Source organism: Halopseudomonas salegens, from assembly GCF_900105655.1.
GTDB lineage: Bacteria > Pseudomonadota > Gammaproteobacteria > Pseudomonadales > Pseudomonadaceae > Halopseudomonas > Halopseudomonas salegens.
Genome location: NZ_LT629787.1, coordinates 2060842 through 2087812, shown reverse-complemented (window position 1 = coordinate 2087812; position 26971 = coordinate 2060842). Strand labels below are relative to the sequence as shown.

Annotated in this window: 32 protein-coding genes; 29 read left to right on the top strand and 3 right to left on the bottom strand. The window is 58.3% G+C overall.

The features are described 5' to 3' along the window. Nucleotides 1-8 precede the first annotated feature (8 nt). The 12 genes from fleN (at nucleotide 9) to BLU07_RS09350 (ending at nucleotide 10550) form a co-directional block, all read left to right on the top strand. Complete coding sequence (gene fleN, locus BLU07_RS09405; protein WP_092386316.1) at nucleotides 9-836, top strand: flagellar synthesis regulator FleN; 828 nt, start codon at nucleotides 9-11, stop codon at nucleotides 834-836. Continuing rightward, nucleotides 836-1567, top strand: a complete 732-nt coding sequence (locus tag BLU07_RS09400; RefSeq protein ID WP_092389740.1) for an RNA polymerase sigma factor FliA — start codon at nucleotides 836-838, stop codon at nucleotides 1565-1567. The genes fleN and BLU07_RS09400 overlap by 1 nt, the downstream gene beginning before the upstream one ends. Before the next feature lie 183 nt (nucleotides 1568-1750). Beyond that, entirely contained in the window at nucleotides 1751-2128 is a 378-nt protein-coding gene (locus BLU07_RS09395; RefSeq protein WP_092389738.1) for a chemotaxis response regulator CheY, read from the top strand. 21 nt (nucleotides 2129-2149) lie between these two features. Next, nucleotides 2150-2953, top strand: coding sequence for a protein phosphatase CheZ (locus BLU07_RS09390; RefSeq protein WP_092386314.1), 804 nt, complete (start codon nucleotides 2150-2152; stop codon nucleotides 2951-2953). 12 nt (nucleotides 2954-2965) lie between these two features. After that, nucleotides 2966-5200 (top strand): chemotaxis protein CheA, encoded by a 2235-nt coding sequence (locus tag BLU07_RS09385; protein ID WP_092386312.1) that lies wholly within the window; start codon nucleotides 2966-2968, stop codon nucleotides 5198-5200. Nucleotides 5201-5293: 93 nt separating this feature from the next. Next, nucleotides 5294-6406: a protein-glutamate methylesterase/protein-glutamine glutaminase gene (locus BLU07_RS09380; RefSeq protein ID WP_092386310.1), complete on the top strand. Its 1113-nt coding sequence runs from the start codon at nucleotides 5294-5296 to the stop codon at nucleotides 6404-6406. Further along, on the top strand, nucleotides 6406-7146 hold the full coding sequence (locus BLU07_RS09375) for a flagellar motor protein (RefSeq protein ID WP_092386308.1): 741 nt from the start codon (nucleotides 6406-6408) through the stop codon (nucleotides 7144-7146). Before BLU07_RS09380 ends, BLU07_RS09375 begins: the two co-directional genes overlap by 1 nt. A gap of 3 nt (nucleotides 7147-7149) precedes the next feature. Further along, complete coding sequence (gene motD, locus BLU07_RS09370; protein WP_092386306.1) at nucleotides 7150-7965, top strand: flagellar motor protein MotD; 816 nt, start codon at nucleotides 7150-7152, stop codon at nucleotides 7963-7965. A gap of 91 nt (nucleotides 7966-8056) precedes the next feature. Continuing rightward, nucleotides 8057-8851, top strand: a complete 795-nt coding sequence (locus BLU07_RS09365) for a ParA family protein (RefSeq protein ID WP_092386304.1) — start codon at nucleotides 8057-8059, stop codon at nucleotides 8849-8851. 68 nt (nucleotides 8852-8919) lie between these two features. Next, on the top strand, nucleotides 8920-9624 hold the full coding sequence (locus tag BLU07_RS09360) for a CheW domain-containing protein (RefSeq protein WP_092386302.1): 705 nt from the start codon (nucleotides 8920-8922) through the stop codon (nucleotides 9622-9624). A 34-nt stretch (nucleotides 9625-9658) separates the two neighbouring features. Then, nucleotides 9659-10138, top strand: coding sequence for a chemotaxis protein CheW (locus BLU07_RS09355; protein ID WP_092386300.1), 480 nt, complete (start codon nucleotides 9659-9661; stop codon nucleotides 10136-10138). A gap of 4 nt (nucleotides 10139-10142) precedes the next feature. Next, nucleotides 10143-10550 (top strand): DUF2802 domain-containing protein, encoded by a 408-nt coding sequence (locus BLU07_RS09350; protein ID WP_092386298.1) that lies wholly within the window; start codon nucleotides 10143-10145, stop codon nucleotides 10548-10550. 15 nt (nucleotides 10551-10565) lie between these two features. On the opposite strand, the gene BLU07_RS09345 is transcribed toward BLU07_RS09350, so the two are convergent. Both BLU07_RS09345 and fliK read right to left on the bottom strand, forming a co-directional pair. Beyond that, on the bottom strand, nucleotides 10566-10880 hold the full coding sequence (locus tag BLU07_RS09345; RefSeq protein WP_092386296.1) for an EscU/YscU/HrcU family type III secretion system export apparatus switch protein: 315 nt from the start codon (nucleotides 10878-10880) through the stop codon (nucleotides 10566-10568). Further along, nucleotides 10880-12556, bottom strand: a complete 1677-nt coding sequence (fliK, locus tag BLU07_RS09340; RefSeq protein WP_092386294.1) for a flagellar hook-length control protein FliK — start codon at nucleotides 12554-12556, stop codon at nucleotides 10880-10882. Before fliK ends, BLU07_RS09345 begins: the two co-directional genes overlap by 1 nt. Before the next feature lie 174 nt (nucleotides 12557-12730). Here fliK and ccmA point away from each other — a divergent pair, with 174 nt between their 5' ends. Genes ccmA through ccmI form a run of 9 tightly spaced genes read left to right on the top strand, consistent with a single transcriptional unit; the run spans nucleotide 12731 to nucleotide 19643 of the window. Then, nucleotides 12731-13366 carry a cytochrome c biogenesis heme-transporting ATPase CcmA gene (gene ccmA, locus BLU07_RS09335; protein ID WP_092386292.1) on the top strand — a complete coding sequence of 212 codons (636 nt, stop codon included), beginning with the start codon at nucleotides 12731-12733 and terminating at the stop codon, nucleotides 13364-13366. Further along, nucleotides 13366-14040, top strand: a complete 675-nt coding sequence (ccmB, locus tag BLU07_RS09330) for a heme exporter protein CcmB (RefSeq protein ID WP_092386290.1) — start codon at nucleotides 13366-13368, stop codon at nucleotides 14038-14040. The genes ccmA and ccmB overlap by 1 nt, the downstream gene beginning before the upstream one ends. Nucleotides 14041-14078: 38 nt before the next feature. Further along, nucleotides 14079-14822, top strand: coding sequence for a heme ABC transporter permease (locus BLU07_RS09325; protein ID WP_092386288.1), 744 nt, complete (start codon nucleotides 14079-14081; stop codon nucleotides 14820-14822). Beyond that, a complete protein-coding gene (gene ccmD / locus BLU07_RS09320; protein ID WP_092386286.1) occupies nucleotides 14819-14986 on the top strand; it encodes a heme exporter protein CcmD in 168 nt (55 codons plus the stop codon). The genes BLU07_RS09325 and ccmD overlap by 4 nt, the downstream gene beginning before the upstream one ends. Next, complete coding sequence (ccmE, locus tag BLU07_RS09315; protein ID WP_092386284.1) at nucleotides 14986-15468, top strand: cytochrome c maturation protein CcmE; 483 nt, start codon at nucleotides 14986-14988, stop codon at nucleotides 15466-15468. The genes ccmD and ccmE overlap by 1 nt, the downstream gene beginning before the upstream one ends. Nucleotides 15469-15481: 13 nt before the next feature. Further along, nucleotides 15482-17455 carry a heme lyase CcmF/NrfE family subunit gene (locus tag BLU07_RS09310; RefSeq protein ID WP_092386282.1) on the top strand — a complete coding sequence of 658 codons (1974 nt, stop codon included), beginning with the start codon at nucleotides 15482-15484 and terminating at the stop codon, nucleotides 17453-17455. Continuing rightward, entirely contained in the window at nucleotides 17448-17978 is a 531-nt protein-coding gene (locus BLU07_RS09305) for a DsbE family thiol:disulfide interchange protein (protein ID WP_092386280.1), read from the top strand. The genes BLU07_RS09310 and BLU07_RS09305 overlap by 8 nt, the downstream gene beginning before the upstream one ends. Next, nucleotides 17975-18448 (top strand): cytochrome c-type biogenesis protein, encoded by a 474-nt coding sequence (locus BLU07_RS09300; RefSeq protein ID WP_092386278.1) that lies wholly within the window; start codon nucleotides 17975-17977, stop codon nucleotides 18446-18448. Before BLU07_RS09305 ends, BLU07_RS09300 begins: the two co-directional genes overlap by 4 nt. Beyond that, a complete protein-coding gene (ccmI, locus tag BLU07_RS09295) occupies nucleotides 18441-19643 on the top strand; it encodes a c-type cytochrome biogenesis protein CcmI (protein ID WP_092386276.1) in 1203 nt (400 codons plus the stop codon). The genes BLU07_RS09300 and ccmI overlap by 8 nt, the downstream gene beginning before the upstream one ends. A gap of 46 nt (nucleotides 19644-19689) precedes the next feature. Here ccmI and fumC read toward each other — a convergent pair whose 3' ends face one another. Then, nucleotides 19690-21075: a class II fumarate hydratase gene (gene fumC, locus BLU07_RS09290; protein WP_092386274.1), complete on the bottom strand. Its 1386-nt coding sequence runs from the start codon at nucleotides 21073-21075 to the stop codon at nucleotides 19690-19692. 70 nt (nucleotides 21076-21145) lie between these two features. On the opposite strand from fumC, the gene BLU07_RS09285 reads away from it, so the two are divergent. The 8 genes from BLU07_RS09285 (at nucleotide 21146) to BLU07_RS09250 (ending at nucleotide 26927) form a co-directional block, all read left to right on the top strand. Continuing rightward, entirely contained in the window at nucleotides 21146-21679 is a 534-nt protein-coding gene (locus BLU07_RS09285; protein WP_092386272.1) for a DUF2059 domain-containing protein, read from the top strand. 111 nt (nucleotides 21680-21790) lie between these two features. Then, entirely contained in the window at nucleotides 21791-22108 is a 318-nt protein-coding gene (locus BLU07_RS09280; RefSeq protein WP_092386270.1) for a BolA family protein, read from the top strand. Between the two features lie 2 nt (nucleotides 22109-22110). Further along, the gene (gene ispF / locus BLU07_RS09275; RefSeq protein ID WP_092389736.1) at nucleotides 22111-22584 is read left to right on the top strand and encodes a 2-C-methyl-D-erythritol 2,4-cyclodiphosphate synthase; all 474 of its coding nucleotides are present in this window, start codon (nucleotides 22111-22113) and stop codon (nucleotides 22582-22584) included. Then, nucleotides 22581-23642 (top strand): tRNA pseudouridine(13) synthase TruD, encoded by a 1062-nt coding sequence (gene truD, locus BLU07_RS09270; RefSeq protein ID WP_092386268.1) that lies wholly within the window; start codon nucleotides 22581-22583, stop codon nucleotides 23640-23642. Before ispF ends, truD begins: the two co-directional genes overlap by 4 nt. Then, the gene (gene surE / locus BLU07_RS09265; RefSeq protein ID WP_092386266.1) at nucleotides 23642-24391 is read left to right on the top strand and encodes a 5'/3'-nucleotidase SurE; all 750 of its coding nucleotides are present in this window, start codon (nucleotides 23642-23644) and stop codon (nucleotides 24389-24391) included. Before truD ends, surE begins: the two co-directional genes overlap by 1 nt. A 37-nt stretch (nucleotides 24392-24428) precedes the next feature. Then, nucleotides 24429-25064, top strand: a complete 636-nt coding sequence (locus BLU07_RS09260) for a protein-L-isoaspartate(D-aspartate) O-methyltransferase (protein WP_092389734.1) — start codon at nucleotides 24429-24431, stop codon at nucleotides 25062-25064. Further along, nucleotides 25061-26017 carry a DUF368 domain-containing protein gene (locus BLU07_RS09255; protein ID WP_231701619.1) on the top strand — a complete coding sequence of 319 codons (957 nt, stop codon included), beginning with the start codon at nucleotides 25061-25063 and terminating at the stop codon, nucleotides 26015-26017. The genes BLU07_RS09260 and BLU07_RS09255 overlap by 4 nt, the downstream gene beginning before the upstream one ends. 64 nt (nucleotides 26018-26081) lie before the next feature. After that, on the top strand, nucleotides 26082-26927 hold the full coding sequence (locus BLU07_RS09250; RefSeq protein ID WP_092386262.1) for a peptidoglycan DD-metalloendopeptidase family protein: 846 nt from the start codon (nucleotides 26082-26084) through the stop codon (nucleotides 26925-26927). Nucleotides 26928-26971: the final 44 nt, after the last annotated feature.

Below are 26971 nucleotides of genomic sequence, written 5' to 3'. Positions count from 1 at the left end.
GCAGCGAGATGGCGAGCAATCATCCGGTTCAGGTTATCGCAGTCACTGGTGGCAAGGGCGGCATCGGCAAGACTAACGTGTCGGTCAACCTGAGTCTGGCGTTGGCTGATCTGGGGCGACGCGTCGTCTTGCTTGACGCTGACCTTGGTCTTGCCAACGTGGATGTACTGCTTGGCCTGAAACCCAAAGCCACTCTGGTGGACGTGCTTGACGGTACCTGTGAGCTGCGTGACGTGCTGATAGATGGTCCGGGCGGTATACGCATCGTGCCGGCGGCTTCTGGCGCTGCGCGGATGGTCAATCTGCAACCGCAGGAGCATGCCGGTCTGATCCAGGCCTTCAGTGATATCGGCCAGAATATTGACGTGCTGATTGTGGATACCGCTGCCGGGATCAGCGATTCGGTGGTCAGCTTTGTGCGCGCTGCCCAGGAAGTGCTGGTGGTCGTCTGTGACGAACCGACTTCGATTACCGATGCCTACGCCTTGATCAAGCTGCTCAACCGGGATCACGGCATGACCCGTTTCCGTGTTCTGGCAAATATGGTGCATACGCCGCAGGAAGGCCGTTCAGTTTTTGCTAAGCTGACCAAGGTAACGGATCGTTTTCTGGATGTCGCACTTCAGTATGTTGGCGCAGTTCCTTACGACGAGTCGGTACGCAAGGCGGTACAGAAGCAAAAGGCAGTTTACGAAGCCTTTCCGCGCAGCAAGGCCTCTATTGCCATTCGTGGCATAGCGCAAAAAGTGGATGGCTGGCCGCTGCCGGCTAACCCGCGCGGGCATCTCGAGTTTTTTGTCGAGCGCTTGGTGCAGCGGACAGGATCAGGCTTATGATGGCATCGGCTGGCGGGGTGAGCATGTATACGCGAGCGCAAAATAATAATTATCAGGATCAGTTGGTGGAGCAGTTTGCTCCGTTGGTCAAGCGTATCGCTTATCATTTGCTGGGCCGTTTGCCGGCCAGTGTTCAGGTCGATGATTTGCTCCAGGCCGGCATGATCGGTTTGCTTGAAGCGTCGCGCAAGTTCGACCATGGCAAGGGCGCCAGTTTTGAAACCTACGCCGGCATTCGCATTCGTGGCGCCATGCTGGATGAGGTGCGCAAGGGGGATTGGGCGCCACGTTCGGTGCACCGTAATTCGCGGATGGTCAGTGAAGCGATACGTGCGGTCGAGTCCCGATTGGGGCGTGACGCTAAAGATCATGAGGTTGCGGCCGAATTAGACGTAAGCGTTGACGATTATTACGCCATGCTCAACGATACTGCCGGCAGCCGCCTGTTCAGTTTTGATGATTTGCTGGCTGCGGGGATGCCGGCCGAGTCGGTTGGTGAAGAAGGTCCGTTTGATGGCTTGCGTGACGATCGCTTTCGCGCCGCCCTGGTCGAGGCTATCGATAGTCTGCCAGAGCGTGAACGGCTGCTGTTGTCGCTGTATTACGACGAAGAGCTCAACCTGAAAGAGATTGGCGCCGTGCTCGGGGTCAGCGAATCCCGGGTAAGTCAGCTCCACTCGCAATCGGCTGCTCGCTTGCGAGCGCGATTGTCGGGTTGGCAGGGAGACTGACCCGGTTCTGTTGGCGCCCAATGCGCAGGGATTATTTTCGTCGCTATCGGCAGCGCTGCTGCAGCAAGTCCGGTAGACTGACGGCTGGATTATTAACCGGCTTGTTTGGCCAATAACATTAGGTAGGCGGGGCACCGAGCCGCTGGATTCCTGGTTTGTACGGAGGTCGACTTGGACAAGAACATGAAAATTCTCATTGTTGATGATTTTTCGACAATGAGGCGGATTATCAAGAACCTGTTGCGCGACCTCGGGTTTACCAATACCGCTGAAGCCGATGACGGTACGTCTGCGCTGCCCATGCTGCAAAGCGGCAACTTCGACTTTCTGGTGACCGACTGGAACATGCCCGGCATGAGCGGTATCGACCTGTTGCGAGCAGTTCGCGCCGACGAGCGCCTCAAACACTTGCCCGTGTTGATGGTGACTGCCGAAGCCAAGCGTGACCAGATCATTGAAGCGGCTCAGGCTGGCGTCAATGGCTATGTGGTCAAACCCTTTACCGCCCAGGCTCTGAAAGAGAAGATCGAAAAGATTTTTGAGCGCGTACAGGCACAATAATCAAGCACCGGGGTACAGGTTATGGCGTTAAGTAAGGATCCCGGCCAGGCGACCGCTCAGGAGTTCGAAAACTCACTCAAGGACAACGCGCGCCAATTGGTCGAGTACCTGGAACAGGGCAAGTTCGGTGAAGCCATCATGGTGGTTCATGCCATCAACCAGGCGCGTGATCGCGGCCTCTACCATGAGGTTGGTCAGCTGACCCGCGCACTGCACAATGCCATCGTGAATTTTCAGCTGGATACCAGTCATGCTCTGGGAGAGCAGGAGCCAGACGGTGAAGTGTCCAAGATCAGCGATGCCTCTGACCGGCTCGATTATGTCGTCAAGCTGACTGAGGGCGCGGCCAATAAAACCATGGATCTGGTTGATGACACCCTTCCGGTGGCGACCGATCTCGGGCAGCAGGCCGCTGCCTTACGCAATGACTGGCAGCGCCTGCAGCGGCGCGAGATGGCCGCTGATGAGTTCCGGGACTTGTACCGGCGCATGGGTGAATTCCTCGAGCAAACCGAACAGTCGAGTAGTCAGATCAGCAGCAACCTCAACGATATCATGCTGGCGCAGGACTTCCAGGACCTGACCGGTCAGGTGATCAAGCGGGTAACGACCCTTGTTCACGATGTCGAAGAAAGCCTGGTCAGTCTGGTACGAATGGCCGGTCACGTCGACCGTATGGCCGGTATTCAGCACGATGAAAAACAACAAGAACAGAAAAAATCCTCCTCTGGGGGTGAAGGTCCGCAGATTCATGCCGATAAAAGAGAAGACGTTGTGTCAGGGCAGGATGAAGTTGATGATCTTCTGTCCAGTCTTGGATTCTAGGGGAGTAGGTGCATGAGTTTCGATGCGGACGAGGAAATCCTCCAGGACTTTCTGGTCGAGGCGGGTGAAATCCTCGAACAGTTGTCCGAGCAACTGGTTGAACTGGAAAATCGTCCGGACGATACGGATTTGCTCAATGCTATCTTTCGCGGCTTCCATACCGTAAAAGGTGGTGCTGGATTCCTGCAGCTCGATGCTCTGGTCGGTTGTTGCCATATTGCCGAGAACGTCTTTGATATTTTGCGAAAAGGCGAGCGTCAGGTCACCTCGGAACTCATGGATGTGGTGTTGCAAGCGCTGGATAGCGTCAACAGCATGTTCGATGAAGTGCGTGAACGTACTGAGCCGACCCCGGCTGATCCTGAACTCCTGGCCGCACTGGCAGTACTGGCTCAGCCTGAGTCGGCGGATGCGGCGCCGGAACCGCCCGCCAGTGCCGAGCCGGAAACGGCACCCACAAGCCCGGACGCAACGCCTGAAGGCGATATAACTGACGACGAGTTCGAGCAGTTGCTGGATGCCTTGCATGAACCCGGTGGAAGTACTGCCACTGATGCCCCGGAAGCGCCTGCGGCAGAGGGGTCGGCTGACAGTGATGAAATCACTGATGATGAATTCGAAGCGCTGCTGGATCAGTTGCACGGGCCAGGCAAGGCCCCGGCACTGAAAGCTGCCGAAGCTGCTCCAGCGAGCAGCGGAGATGATATTTCCGAAGATGAATTCGAAGCGCTGCTGGATGAATTGCACGGCAGCGGCAAGGCCCCGGGCGTCGCAGCTGACGCCGAGGCGGCGGGCAGCCCGGCAGGTGAGAAGGCCGGAGACGACATCAGTGATGATGAGTTCGAAGCCTTGCTCGATCAATTGCACGGCAAAGGCAAGGGCCCCGGTGTCGAAGGTGCGCCAGCGGGTGCAGCTCCGCCGCCTGCAGCCGCCAAGCCTGCGGAAAAAACTGAGCCACCTGCCAAGGCGGCCCCCAAAGCCGCAGCCAAAGCAGCGTCACCTGCTGCCGAGAAAAAACCGGCTGCCAAGCCTGCCGCCAAGTCGGCGGGGGGTAACGGTGGAAATGAGCCGGCTCCGGTTGACGCCACCGTGCGCGTGGATACCGCGCGGCTGGATGAGATCATGAATATGGTCGGTGAGCTGGTGCTGGTGCGTAATCGACTGGTGCGCCTGGGTGACAGCAATAATGACGAAGAATTGAGCAAAGCGGTCAGCAATCTGGATGTGGTCACTGCCGACTTGCAAAGTTCGGTGATGAAAACGCGCATGCAGCCGATCAAGAAAGTATTCGGCCGCTTCCCGCGTGTGGTGCGGGACCTGGCGCGCAACCTGAAAAAGGAAATCAACCTGGAACTGATTGGTGAAGAAACCGATCTGGACAAGAACCTGGTTGAGGCGTTGGCTGATCCCTTGGTCCACCTTGTGCGCAACTCGGTCGATCATGGTATTGAAATGCCTGATGAGCGTGAGCAGGCGGGTAAGCCGCGCACCGGTAAAGTGGTGCTGGCCGCTGAACAGGAAGGCGATCAGATTCTGTTGACCATCACTGACGATGGTCGCGGTATGGATGCGGATGTGCTGCGTGCCAAGGCGGTTGAGAAGGGCATGATGGACAAGGATGCCGCCGAGCGCCTGAGCGAGAATGAATGCTTCAATCTGATTCTGGCTCCGGGCTTCTCGACCAAGACGGAAATATCCGATGTGTCCGGCCGGGGCGTCGGTATGGATGTGGTCAAAACCAAGATTTCCCAGCTCAACGGTACCATCAATATCGAGTCGACCAAGGGCAAAGGCTCGCGGATTGCCATCAAGGTACCCTTGACACTGGCAATCATGCCGACCCTGATGATCATGCTGGCTGACCAGGCGTTTGCCTTGCCGTTGGTCAATGTCAACGAGATATACAGCCTGGATCTGTCACGCACCAATGTCGTCGATGGTCAGGAAGTCATTATCGTACGTGACAAGACACTGCCGCTGTTCTACCTCAAGCGCTGGTTGCTGCCAGGGGTGGAAGATACCTCGGACAATTCGGCAGCCAGTGTGGTAATAGTGTCCGTGGGAACACAGAAGGTCGGCTTTGTGGTTGATCAACTGGTAGGTCAGGAAGAAGTGGTGATCAAACCCCTGGGTCGAATGCTCCATGGCACGGCTGGTATGGCTGGAGCAACTATTACCGGGGATGGACGAATTGCCCTGATTCTGGATATTCCGGGCCTGCTCAAGCGCTATGCACGTCGTGGCTGACGTTGCTGTGCCCGCCGGTAGGTTTGCTCCGGAATAAATCGGGATTGTCAGGGCGCGGGCTACACAAGCCCAGCATAGTGATTGGGAGACAGTATGGCGGTTAAGGTGCTGGTGGTGGATGACTCTGGATTCTTCCGCCGCCGGGTAACGGAAATTCTCGCCGGTGACGTGCAGATTGAGGTTGTCGGCACGGCCACCAATGGCAAGGAAGCAATCGAAAAGGTCCAGTCACTGCGGCCTGACGTTATCACCATGGATTATGAAATGCCGGTGATGGACGGCATTACTGCGGTCAAGGAAATCATGCAGCGCTTCCCTACGCCAGTGCTGATGTTCTCTTCATTGACTTACGAAGGTGCCCGCGTCAGCCTGGATGCGCTGGAAGCCGGTGCAGCCGATTACCTGCCAAAGAATTTTGAAGACATTTCGCGCAACCCGGACAAGGTACGGCAGCTGCTTTGTGAGCGGGTACATACCCTGGCACGGACCAACCGGCATTCGCTGGGTCTGAGTGGCCCCAGCCGCAGCACAGCAGCCACCCCGGCGCCAGCAGCAGGCTTGCGCAGGCCGCTGAATGAGCCCGCTGCCCCCCGCCGAGACGCCCCGGCAGCGCCTCGGCAGGCCAGCAGCCCACCACCACGCAAACGCCAATACAAGCTGGTTGCCATTGGCACCTCGACCGGTGGCCCGGTGGCCCTGCAGAAAGTACTGACGCAATTGCCGGCCAGTTTTCCGGCCCCGCTGCTATTGGTGCAGCATATGCCGGCAGCCTTTACCAAGGCCTTTGCCGAGCGTCTCGACAAGCTTTGCAGGATTCGCGTCAAGGAAGCCGAGGACGGCGATATATTGCGTGTCGGAACAGCCTTGTTGGCACCCGGTGGCAAACAGATGATGGTGGATGGTCGTGGTACGGTACGCATACTGCCGGGTGACGAACGGTTGAATTACAAGCCGTGTGTCGATGTCACTTTTGGTTCGGCTGCCAAGGCCTTTCAGGACAAGGTGCTGGCGGTCGTCCTTACCGGTATGGGCGCTGATGGTCGTGAAGGTGCGCGCATGCTCAAACAGGCGGGCAGTCAGATCTGGGCGCAGGATGAGGCCAGTTGCGTGATTTACGGGATGCCGATGGCTATTGCCAAGGCCAACCTGGCCGATGGTATTTACAGTCTGGATGATATCGGCCGTTATCTGGCGGAGCTGGGCTGATGGATATCCTCAGCATAATTGGCGTCATTCTGGCTTTTGTGGCCATTATTGGGGGCAATTATCTTGAGGGTGGGCATCTCGGCGCTCTGCTCAATGGCCCGGCGGCGATTATTGTTATCGGCGGGACTCTGGGTGCTTCCTTTATTCAGACGCCTTTGCCCATCTTCAAACGCGCGCTGACCATCGCACGCTGGATTTTTGTGCCACCCCAGCAGCGTTTGCAGGAAGGTATCGCGCGCATCATCGAATGGAGTACTACGGCCCGTAAGGAGGGCTTGCTCGGGCTGGAAAGTCTGGCCGATCTGGAACCGGACCCCTTTGTCCGCAAGGGGCTGCATCTGTTGGTGGATGGTAACGAACCGGAGGCCTTGCGCAGCATCCTGGAAGTGGACATTATCACCCAGGAAAGCCGTGATCTGATGGCGGCCAAGGTTTACGAAAGTATGGGTGGATATTCGCCGACCATCGGTATTATCGGGGCGGTGATGGGGCTGATTCACGTGATGGGCAATCTGGCTGACCCGTCAGCGCTGGGTAGCGGGATTGCAGTCGCTTTCGTGGCGACCATTTATGGTGTGGCTCTGGCCAACCTGTTTCTGCTGCCGGTAGCCAACAAGCTCAAGGCGGTCGTCATGCAGCAATCACGCTACCGTGAAATGCTGCTGGAAGGGCTGCTCTCAATTGCCGAAGGCGAAAATCCACGCGCCATCGAAATGAAGCTCGAGGGCTTCCTGGAGTAGGCCATGCGTCGTCGAATGCAGCCCGAGCATGAGAACCATGAACGCTGGCTGGTTTCCTATGCTGACTTCATTACCTTGCTGTTTGCCTTTTTCGTTGTCATGTATTCCATCTCTTCGGTCAATGAAGGCAAGTACAAGGTTTTGTCGGATACGCTGGTGGGAGCGTTCAATACCCCGCAGCGATCCATCCAGCCGATCCAGATCGGAGAAGAAGTGCCGCGTGGTATCAGTAGTTCCAGCGAATTTGCGGCCAGTGGTCGTGGTGATGGCGAGGGCCAGGACGCACTGGAAGATATCTCCCAGTCGCTGCGTTCGGCTTTCGGTGATCTGATCAGCGCCGGCGATCTGGAGGTGCGCGGCAATGAGTTGTGGATCGAAATTGAACTCAACTCAAGCCTGCTTTTCCCCAGTGCGGACGCTTTGCCGCTGGATGCTGCATTCACTCTGATCGATCGTATAGCCGACATTCTGGCACCGTATCAGAACCCGATTCATGTGGAAGGCTTTACCGATAATCTGCCCATCAATTCGCGTCAGTATCCGACCAATTGGGAGTTGTCTGCGGCCAGGGCAGCCAGTGTCGTGCGTATGCTGACCAATGGTGGCGTCGATCCCCAGCGGCTGGCTGCAGTCGGCTACGGTGAGCACAAGCCAGTGGCAGACAACACCACCGCCGCCGGTCGGCGCGCGAATCGTCGGGTGGTGCTACTGGTGTCACGCTTTACCGATCAGCGGCATACCCCGTTCGATAACGAAGCGGACCCTATCGACTCAATGCGCGAAGCCAGGTCGCAAACTGGCACGACTTCTGCTAATTAATTCTGTATAGCTGCGTCTGATCCTGTCAGGCGTCAAAATTTCGTTGTGTGCCTGCACTGCAGGCAAGGCACATGACTCGCGGAGGGGTGTAATGAGAGTCTGGGCAGTAGCCAATCAGAAGGGTGGGGTGGGCAAAACCACGACAGCTGTCGCCCTGGCCGGCTTGCTGGCTGATCAGGGGCAGCGTGTGCTGGTGGTTGATCTGGACCCGCATGGCTCGATGACCAGCTATTTCGGGCATGATCCTGACAGCCTGACCAGCAGCGTATTCAATCTGTTTCAGCATCAGGGCCAGGTACCTGACGGGCTGGCGGAAGCCTTGTTGCTGGCCACCTCGCATGAACGCATCAGCCTGATGCCGTCGAGTACCTCATTGGCTACGCTGGAGCGCCAGTCAGCGAGCCAGGGTGGTTTTGGTCTGGTGCTGTCGCGTGCGTTGGCGCAATTGTGGGACCGTTTTGACTTTGTGCTGATCGACAGTCCCCCTCTCCTGGGGGTATCGATGATCAACGCGCTTGCTGCCTGCGAGCAACTGGTGATTCCGGTACAAACCGAGTTTCTTGCCCTGAAGGGCCTGGAGCGCATGGTTCATACACTGAATATGGTCAATCGATCGCGCAAGCAGGCCTTGCCTTTCACTATCGTGCCCACCCTGTTTGACCGTCGTACCCAGGCTTCGGTGAGCACCTTGCGAACCTTGCGTCTGGATTATGGCAATCATCTCTGGCAAGCGTTTATCCCGATTGATACCAAGCTGAGGGATGCCAGCCTGGCTGGCGTCGTGCCTTCGCAACTGGACGCCTCTGCCCGTGGCGTTCTGGCTTATCGTGCTCTGTTGCGCTATTTGCTCGCCCAGTCGCTGTCCGGCAAGGTGGCGGTAGCATGAGTCAGGCTAATGTCCATGCGTTCACGGCCGATACAGGAAGCAGACATGATCAACAAGGCACATTACACATGAGTAAACGTCTCCCGGTACAGGAGTACATACCGGAACAGACTCTGCAGCATTATCTGGATGATTTGTTGCAAGAAGCAGCTGTCGCGCTGCAGGAAAGTGCTGAGCCAACGCTACCGGTTGCCCCTCCGCCGGCTCCCCTGGTCGTGCACAAGGCGATCGAGAGTCAGGCCGTCGTCGAGACGGTTGCACCGGAGGAGGCTCCGGTACCAGCAGCTGCTGTGCACGAAGCCTGGCGTGAAGGTGAGTTCGAGGCCTTGCTGTTTGACGTCGGTGGTCTGACGCTGGCAGTCCCGCTGGTGTCCCTGGGCAGTATCTACCCACTGGACAGCGAGATTACGCCACTCTTTGGGCAGCCGGACTGGTTTCTTGGCATCCTGCCGACCCCGGCTGGCAACCTGAAGGTGCTGGATACAGCGCGCTGGGTGATGCCCGAGCGCTATCGTGAGGAGTTGCAGGACCGTCTGCAGTTCGTGATCTCTGTTGAGGGATACGACTGGGGTATGGCGGTACATGACGTCAGTCAGTCCATCAGGCTGACGGCGGAACAGGTCAAGTGGCGTTCCCAGCAAGGTAAACGTCCCTGGCTGGCAGGTACCGTGATTGAACATATGTGCGCTTTGCTGGATGTTTCGGCATTGGCCCGCCTGATTAGCCAGCATGGCCAGCAGACAGGCGGTGACAAGCCTGCGCCGGCGCATTAGGATGAACGCATAACCTGGAGCGGGAAGTATAACGATGAAAAATGACAACAATCAGAGTGCGGAAGATCCGATCCTGCAGTGGGTGACTTTCCGCCTCGACAACGAAACCTATGGCATCAATGTGATGCAGGTGCAGGAAGTATTGCGGCATACCGAAATTGCTCCGGTCCCTGGCGCGCCTTCTTATGTCATGGGAATCATCAACCTGCGTGGCAACGTGGTGACGGTGATTGATACCCGCTTGCGCTTCGGGCTGTCTTCGGCGCCGGTAACCGATAATACCCGTATTGTGATTATCGAGGCCGACAAGCAGGTGGTCGGCATTCTGGTCGACAGCGTGGCGGAAGTGGTTTATCTGCGCCAGTCCGAAATCGAAACTGCGCCCAATGTGGGTACCGATGAGTCGGCCAAGTTCATCCAGGGTGTCTGCAACAAGAACAATGAGTTGCTGATTCTGGTGGACCTGGAAAAGATGATGAGTGAAGAAGAGTGGGCCGAGCTGCAAGGATTCTGATGCCATGATGGCGCCCTGGGCAATGCTGCTGGTAGGACTTGGACTGGGCGTGCTGGTAGCTGCTCTGGTGCTGCTGGCCATTGTCCTGCGCCGTCGTCTGCTTAAGATTGATACCCGGCATGCCCGGTTGGAGCAGCGCGTCGAGCAGCTGACTCGTGATCTGAGTGGTTTCCGCCAGGGTACGGTCGGTATGGGGGAAGAGCTCAATGTGCTACGCGAGCAACTCAAGCGTCTGCATGACCGGCAGCAGCAGGTCGAGCAGCAGGACCCGCAAACCCTGCCCTACAATCAGGCTGCCCGTCTGGTGGGTATGGGGGCCAGCATGGAAGATCTGACGCAGGCATGCGGGTTGTCCCGTGCAGAAGCCGAATTGGTGCTCAAGTTGCACGCCGTCCGCAAGCCCTCTGCCTGATCAACAAAGACCCGCTTATTCTGCGTCGTCAACATCCGTCTGGTCTGCTTCCGGCGGCACGAAACCCTCTGGCGCCTTGCCTTTGAGATACCAGGCAAAGGCAATGATTTCGGCAATCGTCCGGTACAGTTCCGCTGGAATCTGGTCGCCCAGTTCCATGCGCGCCAGTACCTGAACCAGGTCAGCATTCTGATAGATGGGTACTTCATATTCCATCGCCAGGGCGATGATCTGTTCAGCTATCTCGGCTTCGCCTTTGGCGCTGAGAGTTGGGGTGGTTTCGCCGTCATAAACCAGGGCAACGGCTTCCCGGGTGGTGGATTCAGCCATCAGGTTACCTCGTCAATCCAGCGTTGTTGCACCAGTTGTTCAGGTTCCGGTGGGCTGCCGCGGTGCGAGCTCAGCTTGCCGACCGCCAGTCCCTGGCTTTCCAGACGCTGGCGCAAGTAGTCCAGCTCCTGCCTGACCAGTTGCAGGGTATCGGGTTGCTCGGCCCAGAACTGGCTGCTGACCGTTTCCTTGTGCAGACGGGTAATAACCTGCAGCGGGCCCAACTGCTCCAGGCTGAAGGCCAGGCGCACTTCCCATTGGGGGGAGGCGGCGTCCTGGTTTTTTTTCTTTGCCGCTTCTTCATCGCGTTGAATACGCATCTGTACATGGCTGAATTGCTGGCCGTCCCGAACGGGGAGTTCCAGTTGCCATACCGTCTGGCTGCTGCCATCGGCAAAACTCTGGGTTTGCCCCACACTCTGCAATTGATGGTGCTGAATGCGTGACAGCAAGGCTGCGGTCAGGCGCAGGAGGCTGCCGAGGTCCGACGTATTGCCCAGTTGCTGGAGGACTCGGGTAGGCAGCGGAAACAGGCCGGGTTTGACCATTGGTGGTGCCTGCCAGGGGCTGCCGGCTTGCAACAGGTTGCGCATGCCACCCGGCGGCAAATGTTGCTGCAGGGTGACCAGTAGCTGAAGCAAGCCGCTTTTCAGGTCGCTGCCCGGTGGTGGTTCGCTGCTGCTGGCCAGTTTTCCAAGCAGGGGCAGCAATGCCTTGAGTTCGGGCAAGCGCACCGTTTCTGCATTGTTTTGCGGGGTACGGCTGTCGGTAGAGACGGTTGCAGTGCTCTGTTGCAAGGCCTGGGTCAGGCGCTGCAACCCGGCTTCCATAAATACGCCGCTGTCACGCAATGCGCGGGCAACGCCGCTTTCGGTACTTAGCTGCTGCGTCGTGCTGATGTACTGCAATACCTGGCGGATGGCGGTATGCAGCGGGGGTGTCAGCGTCTGGCTGTTCGGCGCTGCGGGCTGGGCCAGCTGGTCTGCTCGCTGGAGCAGCGGTTCCGCCGTGGCCTGACGTTGCAGGGTGTCACGCAGCCCTTGCAAGACCAGCAGCTGACGTTGCTGATCAGGTAGCGCAGCCACACGCAACTCACCTTGCTGACCGACTGACGCCGTGATCAGACTCCCGACGGCAACTGGACGGGTGCTGTTCAGGTTGAGTAATTGACCACTGGCCTGTTCGCTGGTGATGCGTGCCTGTACCGCATAGGTTGTCTGGTTGTTGGTAACCACAGGTTGCTGCTGGATTACCCGCGCCTGTACCTGGCTGTTGGGTGGAAAACGTTGTGGATCCAGTCGGGTGATGGTTTCTGTGCCGGCAGCGGGTAGCGCCGGAGTGAGAATTGCCATGAGCCGGTTCGGATTCACTTGCTGCAGATTCAGCTGGCTGCCTTCCGGCAGGGGACGAGGGCTCAGCACAGGCAGCTGCAGGTTGCGTTCCCCGCGATTGTCTTGCACCACGACACGCAGCATCAACTCGAATTGACCGTTGCTGGTTGGTTGGCTTTTGACGACTTCAGCCTGGGCGGCTTGAGCACCAAGCAATCCTGCGGCAATCGGACGCATGAGTTGCAGGGCGACCGCGAGGCTGTCGCTCGGACGCGCGGAAGTGCCCGCAGGTATGGGCCCCGGGGTTTGTGGCGGCAGTGGCGGCAAGCTGAAATCTGAGCTCATATTGTCACAAGTTGATGTAAATCATGGCCACTGTAAAAGGGGCTGTATGTATAATGAGTCCCATAAATTAAGGGGTTAGCGCAATTTCACGCGCCGACCAGTAAAGTTGCCTGGAAGTATAGCGGTCGCTGGCGCTTTGCTCATCAGTTCGATGGGATCATTAACGGGGTCAAGGTGCAAGCACAGTCGATCACAGTCCACAATCTGACCTGCGAGCGGGATGAGCGCCTGCTGTTCAGCGGTATGGATTTTGCGCTGCAATCCGGCGACATCCTGCAGGTGATCGGACCCAATGGTACTGGTAAAACCAGCCTGTTGCGCATTCTGGCCGGCTTGATGCCGGCACTGGAAGGGGATGTGCGTTATGGCGATGCTTCGGTGTATACCCCGACTGGTCGTGAGCGCTGGCAGCGTGAGCGCTTGTTTATCGGTCATGAACCAGCGGTCAAGGCGAGCCTGACACCGGAAGAGAATCTGGCCTGGCTATGTGCGCTGAACACGCCGGTCAGCCGCGAAGCTATCTGGCAGGCACTGGAAAATCTGGGCCTGCGTGGATTCGAAGATGTACCATGCCACCAGCTATCGGCCGGCCAGAAACGTCGAGTAGCCCTGGCCCGCCTGTATTTGCAGGCGCATCCGGTATGGATACTGGACGAACCCTTTACGGCCATTGACCGTGATGGTGTAGCCAGCCTCGAGCGTCATGTCCTGGCACATGCGGAGGCGGGTGGCTGCGTCATCCTGACGACCCATCACAGCCTGGAGCACCTGCCACAGGTGCGCCAGCTTGACTTGCAGCGGGTGACCTGATGGGACGTGTGCTCTGGTTACTGTTCTGCCGCGAGTGGCGTCTGGCCTGGCGTCGTCCGGGTGAGATGCTCAATCCGCTGATATTTTTCGCCATTGTGATCAGCCTGTTTCCGCTGGCGGTCGGGCCGGAGCCGGGTACCTTGCAGATAATGGCCCCGGGAGTGGTCTGGGTGGCCGCCTTGTTGGCGACCTTGCTGTCTCTGGATGGCCTGTTTCGTAGTGACTACGAGGATGGCTCACTGGAACAGTGGGTATTGTCGCCATATCCGCTGGCACTGATGGTGTTGATCAAGGTGGTTCATCACTGGCTGATATCGGGTCTGGCCCTGGTCCTGCTGGCGCCGGTCTTTGCCCTGATGCTGTCGTTACCGCTGGCCGTGGTGCCGGTATTGTGTCTGACGCTGCTGCTGGGTACGCCGGTCCTGAGTCTGCTCGGTGCGGTTGGAGCCGCTCTGACGGTCGGCCTCAAAGGCGGTGGCGGAGTTTTGCTGGCACTGTTGATTCTGCCCCTGTACATTCCGGTGCTGATTCTGGGTACTGGCGCGGTGGAAGCTGCCATGCAGGGTTTGCCGGTTGCCGGTTATCTGCTCTGGCTGGGTTGCCTGGCAGTATTGGCGTTGACCCTGGCGCCCTTTGCGATTGCTGCCGGGTTGCGGATCGGGGTAGCCGAATGATCCTAGAGTTTTCAACTCCTGAAACGAGTGTCTGACGCATGAACTGGACGTTTTTTCACAAGCTGGGTTCGCCCAGATGGTTTTACGACATCAGCGGCCGCTGGTTGCCCTGGTTTGCCGTAGCCAGTGCCTTGCTGCTGACTATCGGGCTCGTCTGGGGCTTGTTGTATGCGCCTGAAGATTATCAGCAGGGCAACAGTTTCCGGATTATCTATATCCACGTCCCCGCAGCTTTTGTTGCGCAATCGGTCTATATCATGCTGGCTGCCTGCGGCATTGTAACCCTGGTGTGGCGGATGAAACTGGCTGACGTGGCGCTGCGTTGTGCTGCGCCCTTCGGAGCCTGGATGACCTTTGTCGCGCTGTTGACCGGTGCCATCTGGGGGAAACCGACCTGGGGGACTTACTGGGTCTGGGATGCGCGGCTGACGTCAATGTTGATTCTGCTGTTCCTGTACTTTGGCGTAATTGCGCTATCGCAAGCGATCAGCAATCGCGACACTGCGGCCAAGGCCACTGCCGTGCTGGCTATCGTCGGGGTGATCAATATTCCGATCATCAAATACTCGGTCAACTGGTGGAACACCCTGCATCAGCCGGCGACCTTCAAACTGACTGAAAAACCGGCCATGCCGGCCGAGATGTGGTTGCCATTATTGCTGGCGGTGCTGGGGTTCTACACCCTGTTTACGGTGTGTTTGTTGATGCGCATGCGCAATGAAGTGCTGCGTCGTGAATCGAAAACCCGCTGGGCACAAGCCGAGCTGGAGCGTTTGTCATGAGTGGTCTGAGCGAATTTTTTGCCATGGATGGGCATGGGCCTTATGTCTGGGCATCCTATGTCATCACCCTGGCGATACTGGCCTTGAATGTGGTGCAGCCCTGGCTGGCGCGCAAGCGCCTGATCAAAGAAACAGCACGGCGTCGCCGCCGGGAGGAGATGTAATGCATCCGGTTCGCAAGAAACGACTGTCGATTGTTTTGTTGATTCTGGCCGGCGTGGGTATCGCCGTAGCCCTGGCGCTGGCCGCATTGAGCCAGAATATCAACCTGTTCTACACCCCGACCGAGATTGCCGAAGGTGGGGCACCGCTGGATACGCGCATTCGCGCCGGTGGCATGGTGGTGGACGGCAGTGTGGTGCGATCACAAACGGATTTGAATGTAGCCTTCGATCTGACTGATGGCGAGCGGTCGGTGACGGTGAGCTTCGATGGTATTCTGCCGGACCTGTTCCGCGAGGGGCAGGGTATCGTTGCACTGGGTCGATTGAATGCGGACCGGGTCCTGATTGCTGATGAGGTCCTGGCCAAGCACGACGAAGAGTACATGCCGCCGGAAGTCGCCCAGGCGATGGAGCGTGCCATGGAACGAGTGAACGAGTCCAAGGCTGGCGAGCAAGAATCCTCGTCCGGCTATTCATACTGATGTTGGAGGCTGCATGATTCCTGAACTGGGTCAGGTCGCGCTGATCATTGCTCTGGTGATTGCCGTATTGCAATCGATTATTCCCTTGTACGGAGCCTGGCGCGGTGACAGTCTGGCGATGAATTTTGCCCGACCGGCGGCGGCAGGGCAGCTGCTGTTTGTGCTGCTTGCCTATGTGTGCCTGACCTATGCCTTTCTGACCGATGACTTCAGCGTGACCTATGTCGCCCTCAACTCCAATTCGGCCTTGCCCTGGTATTACCAGCTCAGCGCCGTCTGGGCCGGGCATGAAGGTTCACTTGTGCTGTGGGCCTTGATGCTGACCGGGTGGGGGTTTGCCGTTGCGGTATTCTCGCGTGATTTGCCCGATGAGATGCTCAGCCGGGTACTCGCGGTGATGGGTATGATTGGTTGTGGCTTTCTGCTGTTCACGCTGATGACCTCCAATCCTTTCGATCGTCAACTGCCTTTCCACCCGGCCGATGGCAACGATCTCAATCCCTTGTTGCAGGACTTTGGCCTGATCGTGCATCCGCCGACGCTGTACATGGGCTATGTCGGTTTCTCGGTGGCCTTTGCCTTTGCGATTGCTGCGCTCCTGGGTGGCCGCCTGGATGCGGCCTGGGCGCGCTGGTCGCGACCGTGGACGCTGGCAGCCTGGGCCTTTCTCTCGCTGGGCATTATTCTCGGTTCCTGGTGGGCCTATTACGAGCTTGGCTGGGGAGGGTGGTGGTTCTGGGATCCGGTGGAAAATGCATCCTTCATGCCCTGGCTGGTCGGTACGGCACTGCTGCATTCACTGGCGGTTACCGAGAAGCGCGGGGTATTCAAGAGCTGGACCGTACTGTTGGCCATTGCGGCCTTCTCACTCAGCCTGCTGGGGACCTTTCTGGTGCGCTCGGGGGTGCTGACGTCAGTACACGCCTTTGCCACAGACCCGGAACGCGGGGTCTTCATCCTTGGTTTCCTGCTGGTGGTGGTCGGAGGCTCCCTGCTGTTGTATGCCCTGCGCGCGCCAGTGGTGAAGAGCCGGATCGGTTTTGATTTGTGGTCACGGGAAACCTTTCTGCTGGTCAACAACGTGATCCTGGTAGTGGCAACGCTCATGGTGCTGCTCGGCACTCTGTACCCACTGGTGCTGGATGCCATGACCGGGGCGATCGTTTCTGTCGGGCCGCCCTATTACAATGCGCTTTTCGTGCCTTTGATGGCACTGCTGATGGCCGCCATGGGCATTGGTATGCTCAGTCGCTGGAAAGAGACTCCACTACGCTGGCTGTGGGGGCAGATCAAATGGGTGCTTGTGTTGTCCGCCATTGGCGCGATTGCCATGGCGCTGTGGGTAGGCGATCACTACTTTGCTATCGGCAGTCTGATGTTGCTGGTGATCTGGGTAGTCGGATTGAGTCTCAAGGATATACACAACAAGACCCGCCACAAGGGGTGGTGGCCTGGCTTGCGCGGCTTGCCGCGCAGTTATTGGGGGATGACCCTGGCGCATATCGGTATGGCGGTGTGCGCGGTCGGCGTGGTTGGCGCCAGTTTGTTCGACAGTCAGCGCGATTTACGCATGGCGCCGGGCGAGTCGGTGGAGCTGGGTGGTTATCGCTTTGAATACGAAGGCATCCAGCCGAGGGTCAGTTCCAACTGGCAGTCGGATGTGGCGATTATCAATGTCTACAAGGGCGAGCGTCGAATTACCCAGATGCGTCCGGAAAAACGCCTGTTTACCGTGCAGAACCAGATGATGACCGAGGCAGCGATCCATGCCGGCTTTACTCGCGATCTGTTTGTTGCCATGGGTGAGCCACTGGGTAACGATGCCTGGGCCATGCGGGTACACATCAAACCCTTTGTGCGCTGGATCTGGCTGGGTGGTCTGCTCATGGTCTTTGGTGGCCTGTTGGCCGCGACCGACAAGCGCTATCGTTTGAAAGCACGCCGGGCCCGTAGCCAAAGTGCAAAACTGGAGCAAGCTGATGCATAGAGGATTGATGTTGCTGCCATTGGCGGTCTTTCTGTTGATGTCGGTTTTCCTGTTCAAGGGGTTGTTTGTCGATGACGATGCCTTGCCCTCGGCACTTATCGGCAAGCCGCTCCCTGCATTCAGTCTGCCAGCGGTCGAAGACGATGAGCGCTTGCTGACAGCGGCGGACCTTGAAGGCCCCGCTCTGGTCAATGTCTGGGGTACGTGGTGTGTGGCCTGCCGGGTGGAGCACCCCTACCTCAACCGGCTGGCCCGCGACGGCGTGGTGATTCACGGCATCAACTACAAGGATGACAATGCTGCAGCGCGCAAATGGTTGCAGGATTTTCACGACCCCTACCAGCAAAATGTAGCCGACAAGGACGGTCGTCTGGGGATTGAGCTGGGCGTTTACGGCGCCCCCGAAACCTTTCTGATTGATGCTGAAGGGGTGATTCGTTACAAGTTCATTGGCGTAGTTGATGACCGTGTCTGGGAAAACGAGCTGGGACCGCGTTACTACGCGCTGCTGGAGGAGCAATGATGCGTTTTCTTCTGGTTGCCGTATTCACGCTCCTGGCCTGGTTCGCTCAGGCGGCGGTCGATACCTTCGAGTTTGACAGCGAAGAGCAGCGGCAGCGCTACTATCAGCTGGGTCAGGAGCTGCGCTGCCCGATGTGTCAGAACCAGAATATTGCTGACTCGGATGCACCGATTGCCGCTGATCTGCGCCGTGAGGTTTACCGTCTGCTGCAAGAGGATAAAAGCGATAGCGAGATCACTGACTACATGGTCCAGCGCTATGGTGATTTTGTCCGCTACCGCCCGCCGCTCAATGCCCAGACACTGGTGCTGTGGATTGGTCCTGGGGTGCTCTTGCTGGCTGGTTTTGCCATCCTCGGCGTCATGGTCCGTCGCCGGCGCAAGGCGTTGGCCGGGGAAGTACATGACTTGAGCGACGATGACCAGCAACGATTGCAATCCCTGTTGAAGAAGCGAGCGTCTGATGATTGATTTCTGGTTATTGAGTGCTCTGTTGATCCTTGTCGGCATGCTCACGCTGATCTGGCCGTTGTGGCGTACCCGGCAGCAGAAGACGGTGGACCGCACTGCACTGAATGTGGCCTTGTATGAAGAGCGGGTCGCCGAGTTGACAGCTCAGCGGGAACAAGGCGACATCACTGCCGAACAGCAGGAACAGGCGCAACAGGAAGCCAGTCGGCTGCTGCTGGAAGATACGGCGAATGCCGATACTGGTGTGCGTCCTCGCAAGCGAGGCGGGTGGTGGCAACTGCTGGTGCCTGCCTTGCTGCTTCCGGTAGCGGTAGTCTGGCTCTATACCCTGTGGGGAAATCCGGAGGGGCTGGCCTTGCAGCGCGAGTTGCAGCAGACGTCCGCGACCCAGAGCTTGCCGGAATATATTGAGCGCATGGAGCGCATCGTGCGCGTGCAGCCGCAAAATGGTGAAGCCTGGTACATGCTTGGACGCGCCTACATGAGCGCTCAGCAGCCGGAGATGGCTGCAGCTGCCTTCGGCAACAGTCTGGAGCGAGTGGGTGAACGTCCCGAAGTACTGGCACAGTTGGCTCAGGCACGCTACTTCGCCGCAGGCAATCAACTTGATGCCGCGGCGGTAGAGGCCCTGGATCGCGCTCTGGAGCTGGATGCACAGGAGCCGACGGCGTTGGGGCTGATGGGCATCGCAGCGTTTGAAGGAAGGGATTACACGGGGGCTATTGGATATTGGACACGTTTGCTGGCCGGTATGCCTGAAGACAGTGAGGGTGCTGCGACCATTCGTGGTGGTATTGAGCGGGCTGAGCGACGCCTGGGGGGTGATGAGGGCGAACGACCACAGGATGATCCGCAGGCGGTGATTCGTGTGCGCCTGGAGCTGGCAGCCAATCTGTTGGAGAACGTCAGCGAGGAAGCTGTGGTGTTCCTTTTTGCACGTGATCCCCAGGGGCAACCAATGCCGTTGGTGGCTCGCCGCTTCAACCCGGACGAGTTGCCGGCTGATGTTGTACTGGGCAATGCCGATGCCATGTTGCCGGGAGTGCGTCTGGAACCGGGCCAGCAGGTCGAGTTGATTGCCCGCTTGTCACCGGATGGCAATGTGATGCAGGGCAGTCATGAAGGCCGCTTGGCGACAGTGACGGTCGGTGCCGAAGACGCAGTCACTCTGCGTATCGATCAAGCCCTGGAGTAATCCTCCGGGGCTTTTGCCGTAGCCGGTGTTACTTTGGCCGGGTGCTTCAATCGCCCAGCATGTTCCTCGCCTGTACATGCTGGTCGAACTCCGCTTCGTTCAAGTACCCCAGTGCCATGGCTGCCTGCTTGAGGCTGCTGCCTTCCTGCCATGCTTTCTTGGCAATCTCCGCGGCCTTGTCGTAGCCGATCAGTGGATTGAGTGCAGTGACCAGCATCAGACTGTTGTCGAGGTGTTCGCGCATCTTGTCGGCATCCACTTCCAGCCCCAGCAAGCAGTTCTGACGGAAGCTGTTGCTGCCATCCGTCAGCAGACGAATGGATTGCAACAGGTTGTAGATCACCAACGGCTTGAATACATTCAATTGCAGGTGACCCTGGGCGGCGGCCATGCTCAGACTGCTGTCATTGCCCATAATCTGGCAAGCCAACATGGACAGCGCCTCGCACTGGGTCGGATTGACCTTGCCCGGCATGATTGAGCTGCCCGGCTCATTGGCCGGAAGACGCACTTCGCCCAGCCCTGCTCGAGGCCCGCTACCCAGCAGGCGCAAATCATTGGCCAGCTTCATCAGAGTCACGGCGATCTGTTTGCAAGCTGCGTGCAAACGTACCAGAGGTTCATGGCCGGCAAGGGCGGCAAACTTGTTGTCGGCACTGGTAATAGGCAATCCGGTTTGCTCTGCCAGGCAGTCGGCGATGGCCTGGGCGAAGCCCCTGGGGGCGTTCAGGCCGGTGCCTACGGCAGTTCCGCCCTGGGCAATGGCACAGACTGACGGCAGCGCCTGTTCAATGGCTTCAATGCCCAGATCCAGCTGACTGACAAAGGCCGACATTTCCTGGCCAAAGGTCAGCGGAGTGGCATCCATCATGTGGGTGCGGCCAATCTTGATCTGCTTCTGATAGTGATCGGCGATATCCGCCAGGCAATCACGCAGCCCATGCAGCGCCGGCAAAAGGTGCTGATCGGTTTCAGTCAGCGCCGCCAGGTGCATGGCGCTGGGAAAGGTGTCGTTGGAGCTCTGCCCGCGGTTGACGTGGTCATTCGGGTGTACCGGTTGCTTGCCGCCCAGGGCATGTCCGGCCAGCTCATTGGCCCGGTTGGCAATAACTTCATTTGCGTTCATATTGCTTTGAGTGCCACTACCGGTTTGCCAGACCGAGAGTGGAAATTGCCGATCATGCTCTCCAGCGATGATTTCGTCGCAAGCCTGTTCGATCAGAATGGCCAGCTCGGGTTGCAGGTTCCCGGCTTGGCTATTGCATCGCGCGGCAGCTTTCTTGATCTGGGCCAGGGCATAAATGACCGCGAGCGGAATGCGTTCTTCGCCGATGGCAAAAAACTGCAGGGAGCGCTGGGTCTGGGCGCCCCAATAAGCGTCTTTGGCGACCTCGATACTGCCCATGCTGTCGGTTTCGCTGCGAGTGCTCATAAGGACTCCTCAATTGCGCTGTGGCCTGTCAGTATAGCTGCCTGTGAGTCAGAGCATAGGGAGAGCCGGAATGGCCAGATTATTCAGTGTCAGCCTGTTGTTGGCGGGGTTGTGGTTATCGTCGTCGGCGTTTGCAGATGCCGGGCACCGGGCCAGTGCTGAGCGTTTTCTCAAACTGGCCAAGGCGGAAAGCATGGCCGCACCCCTGTACCAGCAGGTCAGTCAATTACTGACCCGACACTTTACCGAGGCCGGTGGGTCGTTTCAGTATGAATCGATTTTGCGTGAACATCAGGAGCTGGCGCGTGCGCGTCTGGATCAGCAGCTGGCCTGGGAAGTGATCAAGGACGATCTGATCGACATTTACTTGCCGGTGTTTACTGCCGAGGAGTTCGAACAATTGGCGGATTTCTATCAGTCGGAGGTGGGCCAGAAACTGATGGAGAATTTACCCCGCTTGAGCAGTGAATCCATGGCGCTTGCCCAGCAGCGCTGGGATGAGCGCCTGGCTGAAGAGGTCCAGCAGGTGCTGGACGAGATGGACAGTGCACTGAAAGAGCGCCAACCTGGCCCGCGGGAAACCTCCGAAGCGGATGGCACCTGAGGTAAACTGGACTTTCCGAACACAGTTGCAGTGGCTGATAGCGGTGTTGCCAGCGCGTGGCCTGGTTGCTCAGCAGCCCTTACGCATCATGTACAAGCAGGAGATAACCCCATGACAACCACCCAGACGATGCTGGCTGACGCCTTGCAGGCGCTGTCGCCAGCGCACCTGGAACTGACCAACGAGAGCCATATGCATAATGTACCGCCCGGCTCGGAATCCCATTTCAAGGCGGTGGTGGTCAGCGATGCCTTTGGCGATCTCACACGAGTGCGCCGCCACCAGGCGGTGTATGCCGCGCTGGGTGAGCTGATGCAGCGCATTCACGCACTGGCCCTGCATACCTATACCCCGGAGGAGTGGCAGGCGCGAACCGCAGCACCGGATTCGCCGCAATGTCTTGGTGGCAGCAAGGCGGATACGCAATGAACCTGCGGATTGGTCACGGTTATGATGTGCATCGCTTCGGCCCTGGCGATAGCCTGGTGCTGGGTGGGGTGCGCATTGCCCACCATCAGGGGTTGGTCGCGCATTCCGATGGTGATGTGCTCTTGCATGCAGTGACGGATGCCCTGCTGGGCGCCGCGGCGCTGGGGGATATTGGTCAGCATTTTCCGGATACCGATCCACGCTATGCGGGTGCCGACAGCCGTGTGCTGCTACGTGATGCGCTGGGTCTGGTGGCGGCCCAGGGCTGGAAAGTAGGTAATGTCGACGCCACCATTATTGCCCAGGCGCCGAAGATGGCTCCCCATATTGCGGCCATGCGCGCCAACCTGGCAGCGGATCTGCGGGTGACGCTGGATCAGGTCAATGCCAAGGCGACGACGACGGAAAAGCTGGGTTTTACCGGACGGGAAGAGGGTATTGCCGTGCATGCGGTGATTCTGCTGGCTGCATCGTGAGTGAGGTTGACGCTTTGCTGGGGCCCCGTGCCTGGGGTGGCCCGTGTGGACAGGCGCGATTGAAAGCCAGTGCTGACGATTTTTGCGTGACGGAAGTGCTCAATCTGGAGCTGAGCGGTAGTGGAGAGCATGTGTGGTTACTGCTTGAGAAGCGTGAGCAGAATACCGAAGCAGTTGCCAGGTTGCTGGCCAGGGCAGCGGGCATTCGTTTGCGTGATGTTGGCTATGCGGGGCTCAAAGACCGTCAGGCCGTGACCCGACAATGGTTCAGTTTGCATTTGCCCGGCCGCGAAGATCCGGATTTGTCCAGCCTGTGGTCGGCTGATCTGCGACTGATCGAGCAGCAGCGGCATCAACGTAAATTGCAACGAGGTGCCCATCAGGCCAATCGCTTTGCCATCCGGCTTACCGATTTGCAGGCTGAGCGGTTGCAGCTGGATCAGCGTCTGCAAACGCTGAGCCGCTGTGGCGTCCCCAATTATTTTGGTCCGCAGCGCTTCGGCCATGCCGGGCAAAACCTGTTTGAGGCTCGGGACTGGGCAGCGCGTGGTGCCTTGCCACCAGCACGGGGAAAGCGTTCGCGGCTATTGTCCAGCGCCCGCAGCTACCTGTTTAACCGGGTTCTGGCGGCACGGGTGGCGGATGGCAGCTGGCAGCAGATTCTGGATGACGATTGTGTTGCCTTCAGCGATAGCCGCAGCCACTTCGCTGCCAGTCGGTTGGCAGCCGATGATCCGCGGGTGAAGGCGCTGGATGTGCATCCAACGGGACCCTTGTGGGGGCAGGGTGAACCACCGGTCGACGGGCCGATTCTGGCTCTGGAGCAAGGCATTGCTGCCGCTGAGCCGGTAGTATGTACCTGGCTGGCAGCGGCAGGACTGAAACAGGAACGACGCATATTGCGCCTCCCCATAGGCGCGCTGACGTGGCATTATCCCACGGCTGATTGCCTGCAACTTGAATTTACGCTGCCTACCGGCTGTTTCGCCACCGTTGTGGTGCGCGAGTTGGTCAGCTTGATCAGCAGCCCGGCAGGCGAACTGGATAGCGAACACTGATGCGAATACTGATAGCCAACGACGATGGCGTGCTGGCACCCGGGCTGCAAGCCCTGCACAGCGCATTGACCGATTATGCCGATTGCAAGGTCATTGCACCGGCGGAAGACCGCAGTGGTGCCGGCAGCTCGCTGACTCTGGATAAACCATTGCGCCCCTTTACTCTGGATAATGGCTATATCAGCCTGAATGGTACCCCAACCGACTGCGTGCATCTGGGGCTGAACGCGCTCTTTGTCGACAGCATCGATATGGTGGTGTCCGGTATCAATCTGGGTGCCAACCTGGGTGATGACGTGCTTTACTCGGGAACGGTTGCCGCTGCACTGGAGGGGCGTTTTCTCTCCCGCCCGGCGATGGCCTTTTCCCTGACCAGTCGACAGACCGAGAACCTGCCGGCTGCAGCGACTATTGCCCGGCGCATGGTAGAGGCCCATGAAGGCCTTGATCTGCCACCCCGCACTGTGCTCAATGTGAATATTCCCAACCTGCCCCTGGAGCAGATCAAGGGTATCCGGCTATGCCGGCTCGGCCATCGCTCGCGAGCAGCAGAGCCGGTGCGCTGGGTTGATCCGCGCGGCAAGGAAGGCTATTGGATTTCGGTGGCGGGTGATGCCGAAGATGGTGGTCAGGGCACCGACTTCCATGCTGTGATGCAAGGCTATGTCGCGGTGACTCCGCTGCGCATCGACAAAACCCATTATGAGGTGTTTGATCACCTCAACGACTGGCTGAACCACCTGGACTGACATCGTGCGAGACCTCCATTACAAGACCGGCATCGGCATGACCTCGCAACGCACCCGTGAACGCCTCATGGAGCGGCTGTTCGAAGAAGGCATTCGCAACCTGCACGTGCTGGAAGCGATACGCAGGACGCCGCGCCACCTGTTTGTTGATGAAGCGCTGTCACATCGCGCCTATGAAGATACCGCGCTGCCGATTGGCCATAATCAGACGTTGTCGCAACCCTATATTGTTGCCCGGATGACCGAGTTGTTGCTGGGCGGTGGTCCGCTGGACAAGGTGCTGGAAGTCGGCACCGGTTCGGGCTATCAAACGGCAATTCTGGCTCAGGTAGTCGAGCGGATTTTCAGTGTTGAGCGCATTTATCCGTTACAGGAAAGGGCCAAGGCCGTGCTCAAGGAGATCGATATTCGCAACGTCGTCTTCCGTCATGCCGATGGCAATTGGGGGTGGCCGGCCTATGGGCCATACGATGCCATTTTGGTCACGGCCGCCCCCCCGGAAGTGCCGGCAGAGTTGCTCAGGCAGCTGGCTGATGGCGGTCGCCTTGTCATTCCGGTAGGTGCGCGCGATCAGGTGTTGACACTGGTGACGCGTGAGGGTGATGACTTCATTCATCAAGCGGTCGAGCCGGTCCGTTTCGTTCCTCTGTTGGCGGGAGCAATTTCGTCATGAAGCCGTCGAACCGGCGCAGAATGGCTTTTGTGTTGCTGTTTTTCAAAGGCATGGCGATGGGCGCGGCTGATCTGGTTCCCGGCGTGTCAGGTGGCACCGTGGCCTTTATCACCGGTATTTACGAGCGCCTGTTGGCGGCCATTGCCGCCTGCACACCTGGCCGCCTTCTGGCCTTTATGCGCGGTCAGGTACGGGAAAGTTGGTTGGCAATTGATGGTACTTTTCTGCTGGTTTTGCTGGCCGGTATTTTTACCAGTATTGCCACCTTGGCCCGAGTGATCAGTTATCTGCTGGCTGAACAATCCATTCTGATCTGGTCATTTTTTTTCGGTCTGATCCTCATTTCCATCCCTCTGGTGGCGCGCAATATTGAACGCTGGAACAGCTGGGTTGCTCTGCTGCTGGTTTTGGGGGCTGGGCTGGCCTGGTTGCTGGGCGTCAGTTCCCCCTTGCAACTGCAAGCCACCCCGGTCGTGGTTTTCTTTGGCGCGGCACTGGCGATTTGCGCGATGATTCTGCCGGGTGTTTCCGGCAGCTTCATCCTGCTTTTGCTCGGCCTGTACGCCAGCGTGTTGGGCGCAGTGCGGGATTTCAATATCAGCCTGCTGGTGGTCTTTCTGCTCGGCTGTGTGGCCGGGCTATTGAGTTTTTCACGTTTGATCAATTACTTACTGCTTCATGCGCGCAACGTTACCCTGGCATTTCTCACCGGGCTGTTGATTGGCTCACTGGGCAAGGTCTGGCCGTGGAAACAGACCTTGAGCTGGCGGGAGAACAGTGCTGGCGAGCAGGTGCCTCTGCTGCAAAGTAATATCTGGCCAGCCGAGTTTGCCCGGCTGACAGGCGAACCCGCTCAGTGGGCGGCTGGATTGGCATTGATGTTGGCTGCCGTGGTATTAGTGTATCTTCTGGATTATTGGGGACGGCACCAGGGTGGTGAGCAAGCTGATTGACAGGTTGCCGAGGGCCTTGACCTGTCGACAAGAGGGTTGCACAGATAATGGGGCTTACGCTGCTATGGGGTTGAAGCGCGGGTGGCAAAGAGGTGATGCCAGAGTGCGCTTGCTGGTATTTGCTTCCCTGATTGTGTTGTTGGCAGGCTGCGCCAGCCCCTCGGGCAATATCCATATCGATGACCGGGGCCGTGGTGGCCAGTCGCGGCAACCGGTAACCAGTGGATCCCACACGGTGCAGCAGGGTGACACCCTGTACTCGATTGCTTTCCGCTATGGATGGGACTGGCGCCAGTTGGCAGCCAACAACAACATTCCCGCTCCTTACACCATTTACCCCGGGCAAAGGCTCAGTTTGCGGCCCGTGGCTGCCGCTGCGCGGCCAGCCAGTCAGGCCACCCGGCGTCAGCCCGCTGCTACCAGCAGTGCTCCGTCCAGCCGGCCGCCAGTCCGCTCCTCCACACCTGATCCGAGTCCATCCGCAGAGCCTTCGCGTCCACGTGCAGCCCCCCCTGCTGCCAGCCCGCCGGCGACGGTGGTCGATGGCTGGTCCTGGCCGGCTGAGGGGCCCTTGATAGCGCGCTTTCAGTCAAACGACAGTTTGAATAAAGGGATTGATATTGCGGGTCAATTGGGACAGCCTGTAAAAGCGGCTTCGGCGGGGTCTGTGGTGTATGCCGGACGTGGATTGATCGGATACGGTGAGATGGTCATCATCAAGCACAGTGATGCTTATTTGAGCGCCTATGCACACAATAATCGATTGCTGGTTGCAGAGGGTGATCAGGTGAAGGCGGGGCAAAAGATTGCAGAAATGGGCAGCACGGGGACTGACCGGGTCAAACTGCATTTCGAGATCCGCCAGCGAGGGCAGCCGGTTGACCCACTGCGATATTTGCCCAAGCGTTGAAAATGCCGTAAAAGTATTAATGGTAACAGTGCCGTCATGGCGCT

Bases quoted from the DNA above. Each gene is read 5' to 3' on its own strand.
- fleN (WP_092386316.1), top strand. From the start codon at position 9: ATGGCGAGCAATCATCCGGTTCAGGTTATCGCAGTCACTGGTGGCAAG.
- BLU07_RS09400 (WP_092389740.1), top strand. From the start codon at position 836: ATGGCATCGGCTGGCGGGGTGAGCATGTATACGCGAGCGCAAAATAAT.
- BLU07_RS09395 (WP_092389738.1), top strand. From the start codon at position 1,751: ATGAAAATTCTCATTGTTGATGATTTTTCGACAATGAGGCGGATTATC.
- BLU07_RS09390 (WP_092386314.1), top strand. From the start codon at position 2,150: ATGGCGTTAAGTAAGGATCCCGGCCAGGCGACCGCTCAGGAGTTCGAA.
- BLU07_RS09385 (WP_092386312.1), top strand. From the start codon at position 2,966: ATGAGTTTCGATGCGGACGAGGAAATCCTCCAGGACTTTCTGGTCGAG.
- BLU07_RS09380 (WP_092386310.1), top strand. From the start codon at position 5,294: ATGGCGGTTAAGGTGCTGGTGGTGGATGACTCTGGATTCTTCCGCCGC.
- BLU07_RS09375 (WP_092386308.1), top strand. From the start codon at position 6,406: ATGGATATCCTCAGCATAATTGGCGTCATTCTGGCTTTTGTGGCCATT.
- motD (WP_092386306.1), top strand. From the start codon at position 7,150: ATGCGTCGTCGAATGCAGCCCGAGCATGAGAACCATGAACGCTGGCTG.
- BLU07_RS09365 (WP_092386304.1), top strand. From the start codon at position 8,057: ATGAGAGTCTGGGCAGTAGCCAATCAGAAGGGTGGGGTGGGCAAAACC.
- BLU07_RS09360 (WP_092386302.1), top strand. From the start codon at position 8,920: ATGAGTAAACGTCTCCCGGTACAGGAGTACATACCGGAACAGACTCTG.
- BLU07_RS09355 (WP_092386300.1), top strand. From the start codon at position 9,659: ATGAAAAATGACAACAATCAGAGTGCGGAAGATCCGATCCTGCAGTGG.
- BLU07_RS09350 (WP_092386298.1), top strand. From the start codon at position 10,143: ATGATGGCGCCCTGGGCAATGCTGCTGGTAGGACTTGGACTGGGCGTG.
- BLU07_RS09345 (WP_092386296.1), bottom strand. From the start codon at position 10,880: ATGGCTGAATCCACCACCCGGGAAGCCGTTGCCCTGGTTTATGACGGC.
- fliK (WP_092386294.1), bottom strand. From the start codon at position 12,556: ATGAGCTCAGATTTCAGCTTGCCGCCACTGCCGCCACAAACCCCGGGG.
- ccmB (WP_092386290.1), top strand. From the start codon at position 13,366: ATGGGACGTGTGCTCTGGTTACTGTTCTGCCGCGAGTGGCGTCTGGCC.
- BLU07_RS09325 (WP_092386288.1), top strand. From the start codon at position 14,079: ATGAACTGGACGTTTTTTCACAAGCTGGGTTCGCCCAGATGGTTTTAC.
- ccmD (WP_092386286.1), top strand. From the start codon at position 14,819: ATGAGTGGTCTGAGCGAATTTTTTGCCATGGATGGGCATGGGCCTTAT.
- ccmE (WP_092386284.1), top strand. From the start codon at position 14,986: ATGCATCCGGTTCGCAAGAAACGACTGTCGATTGTTTTGTTGATTCTG.
- BLU07_RS09310 (WP_092386282.1), top strand. From the start codon at position 15,482: ATGATTCCTGAACTGGGTCAGGTCGCGCTGATCATTGCTCTGGTGATT.
- BLU07_RS09305 (WP_092386280.1), top strand. From the start codon at position 17,448: ATGCATAGAGGATTGATGTTGCTGCCATTGGCGGTCTTTCTGTTGATG.
- BLU07_RS09300 (WP_092386278.1), top strand. From the start codon at position 17,975: ATGATGCGTTTTCTTCTGGTTGCCGTATTCACGCTCCTGGCCTGGTTC.
- ccmI (WP_092386276.1), top strand. From the start codon at position 18,441: ATGATTGATTTCTGGTTATTGAGTGCTCTGTTGATCCTTGTCGGCATG.
- fumC (WP_092386274.1), bottom strand. From the start codon at position 21,075: ATGAGCACTCGCAGCGAAACCGACAGCATGGGCAGTATCGAGGTCGCC.
- BLU07_RS09285 (WP_092386272.1), top strand. From the start codon at position 21,146: ATGGCCAGATTATTCAGTGTCAGCCTGTTGTTGGCGGGGTTGTGGTTA.
- BLU07_RS09280 (WP_092386270.1), top strand. From the start codon at position 21,791: ATGACAACCACCCAGACGATGCTGGCTGACGCCTTGCAGGCGCTGTCG.
- surE (WP_092386266.1), top strand. From the start codon at position 23,642: ATGCGAATACTGATAGCCAACGACGATGGCGTGCTGGCACCCGGGCTG.
- BLU07_RS09260 (WP_092389734.1), top strand. From the start codon at position 24,429: ATGACCTCGCAACGCACCCGTGAACGCCTCATGGAGCGGCTGTTCGAA.
- BLU07_RS09255 (WP_231701619.1), top strand. From the start codon at position 25,061: ATGAAGCCGTCGAACCGGCGCAGAATGGCTTTTGTGTTGCTGTTTTTC.
- BLU07_RS09250 (WP_092386262.1), top strand. From the start codon at position 26,082: ATGGGGTTGAAGCGCGGGTGGCAAAGAGGTGATGCCAGAGTGCGCTTG.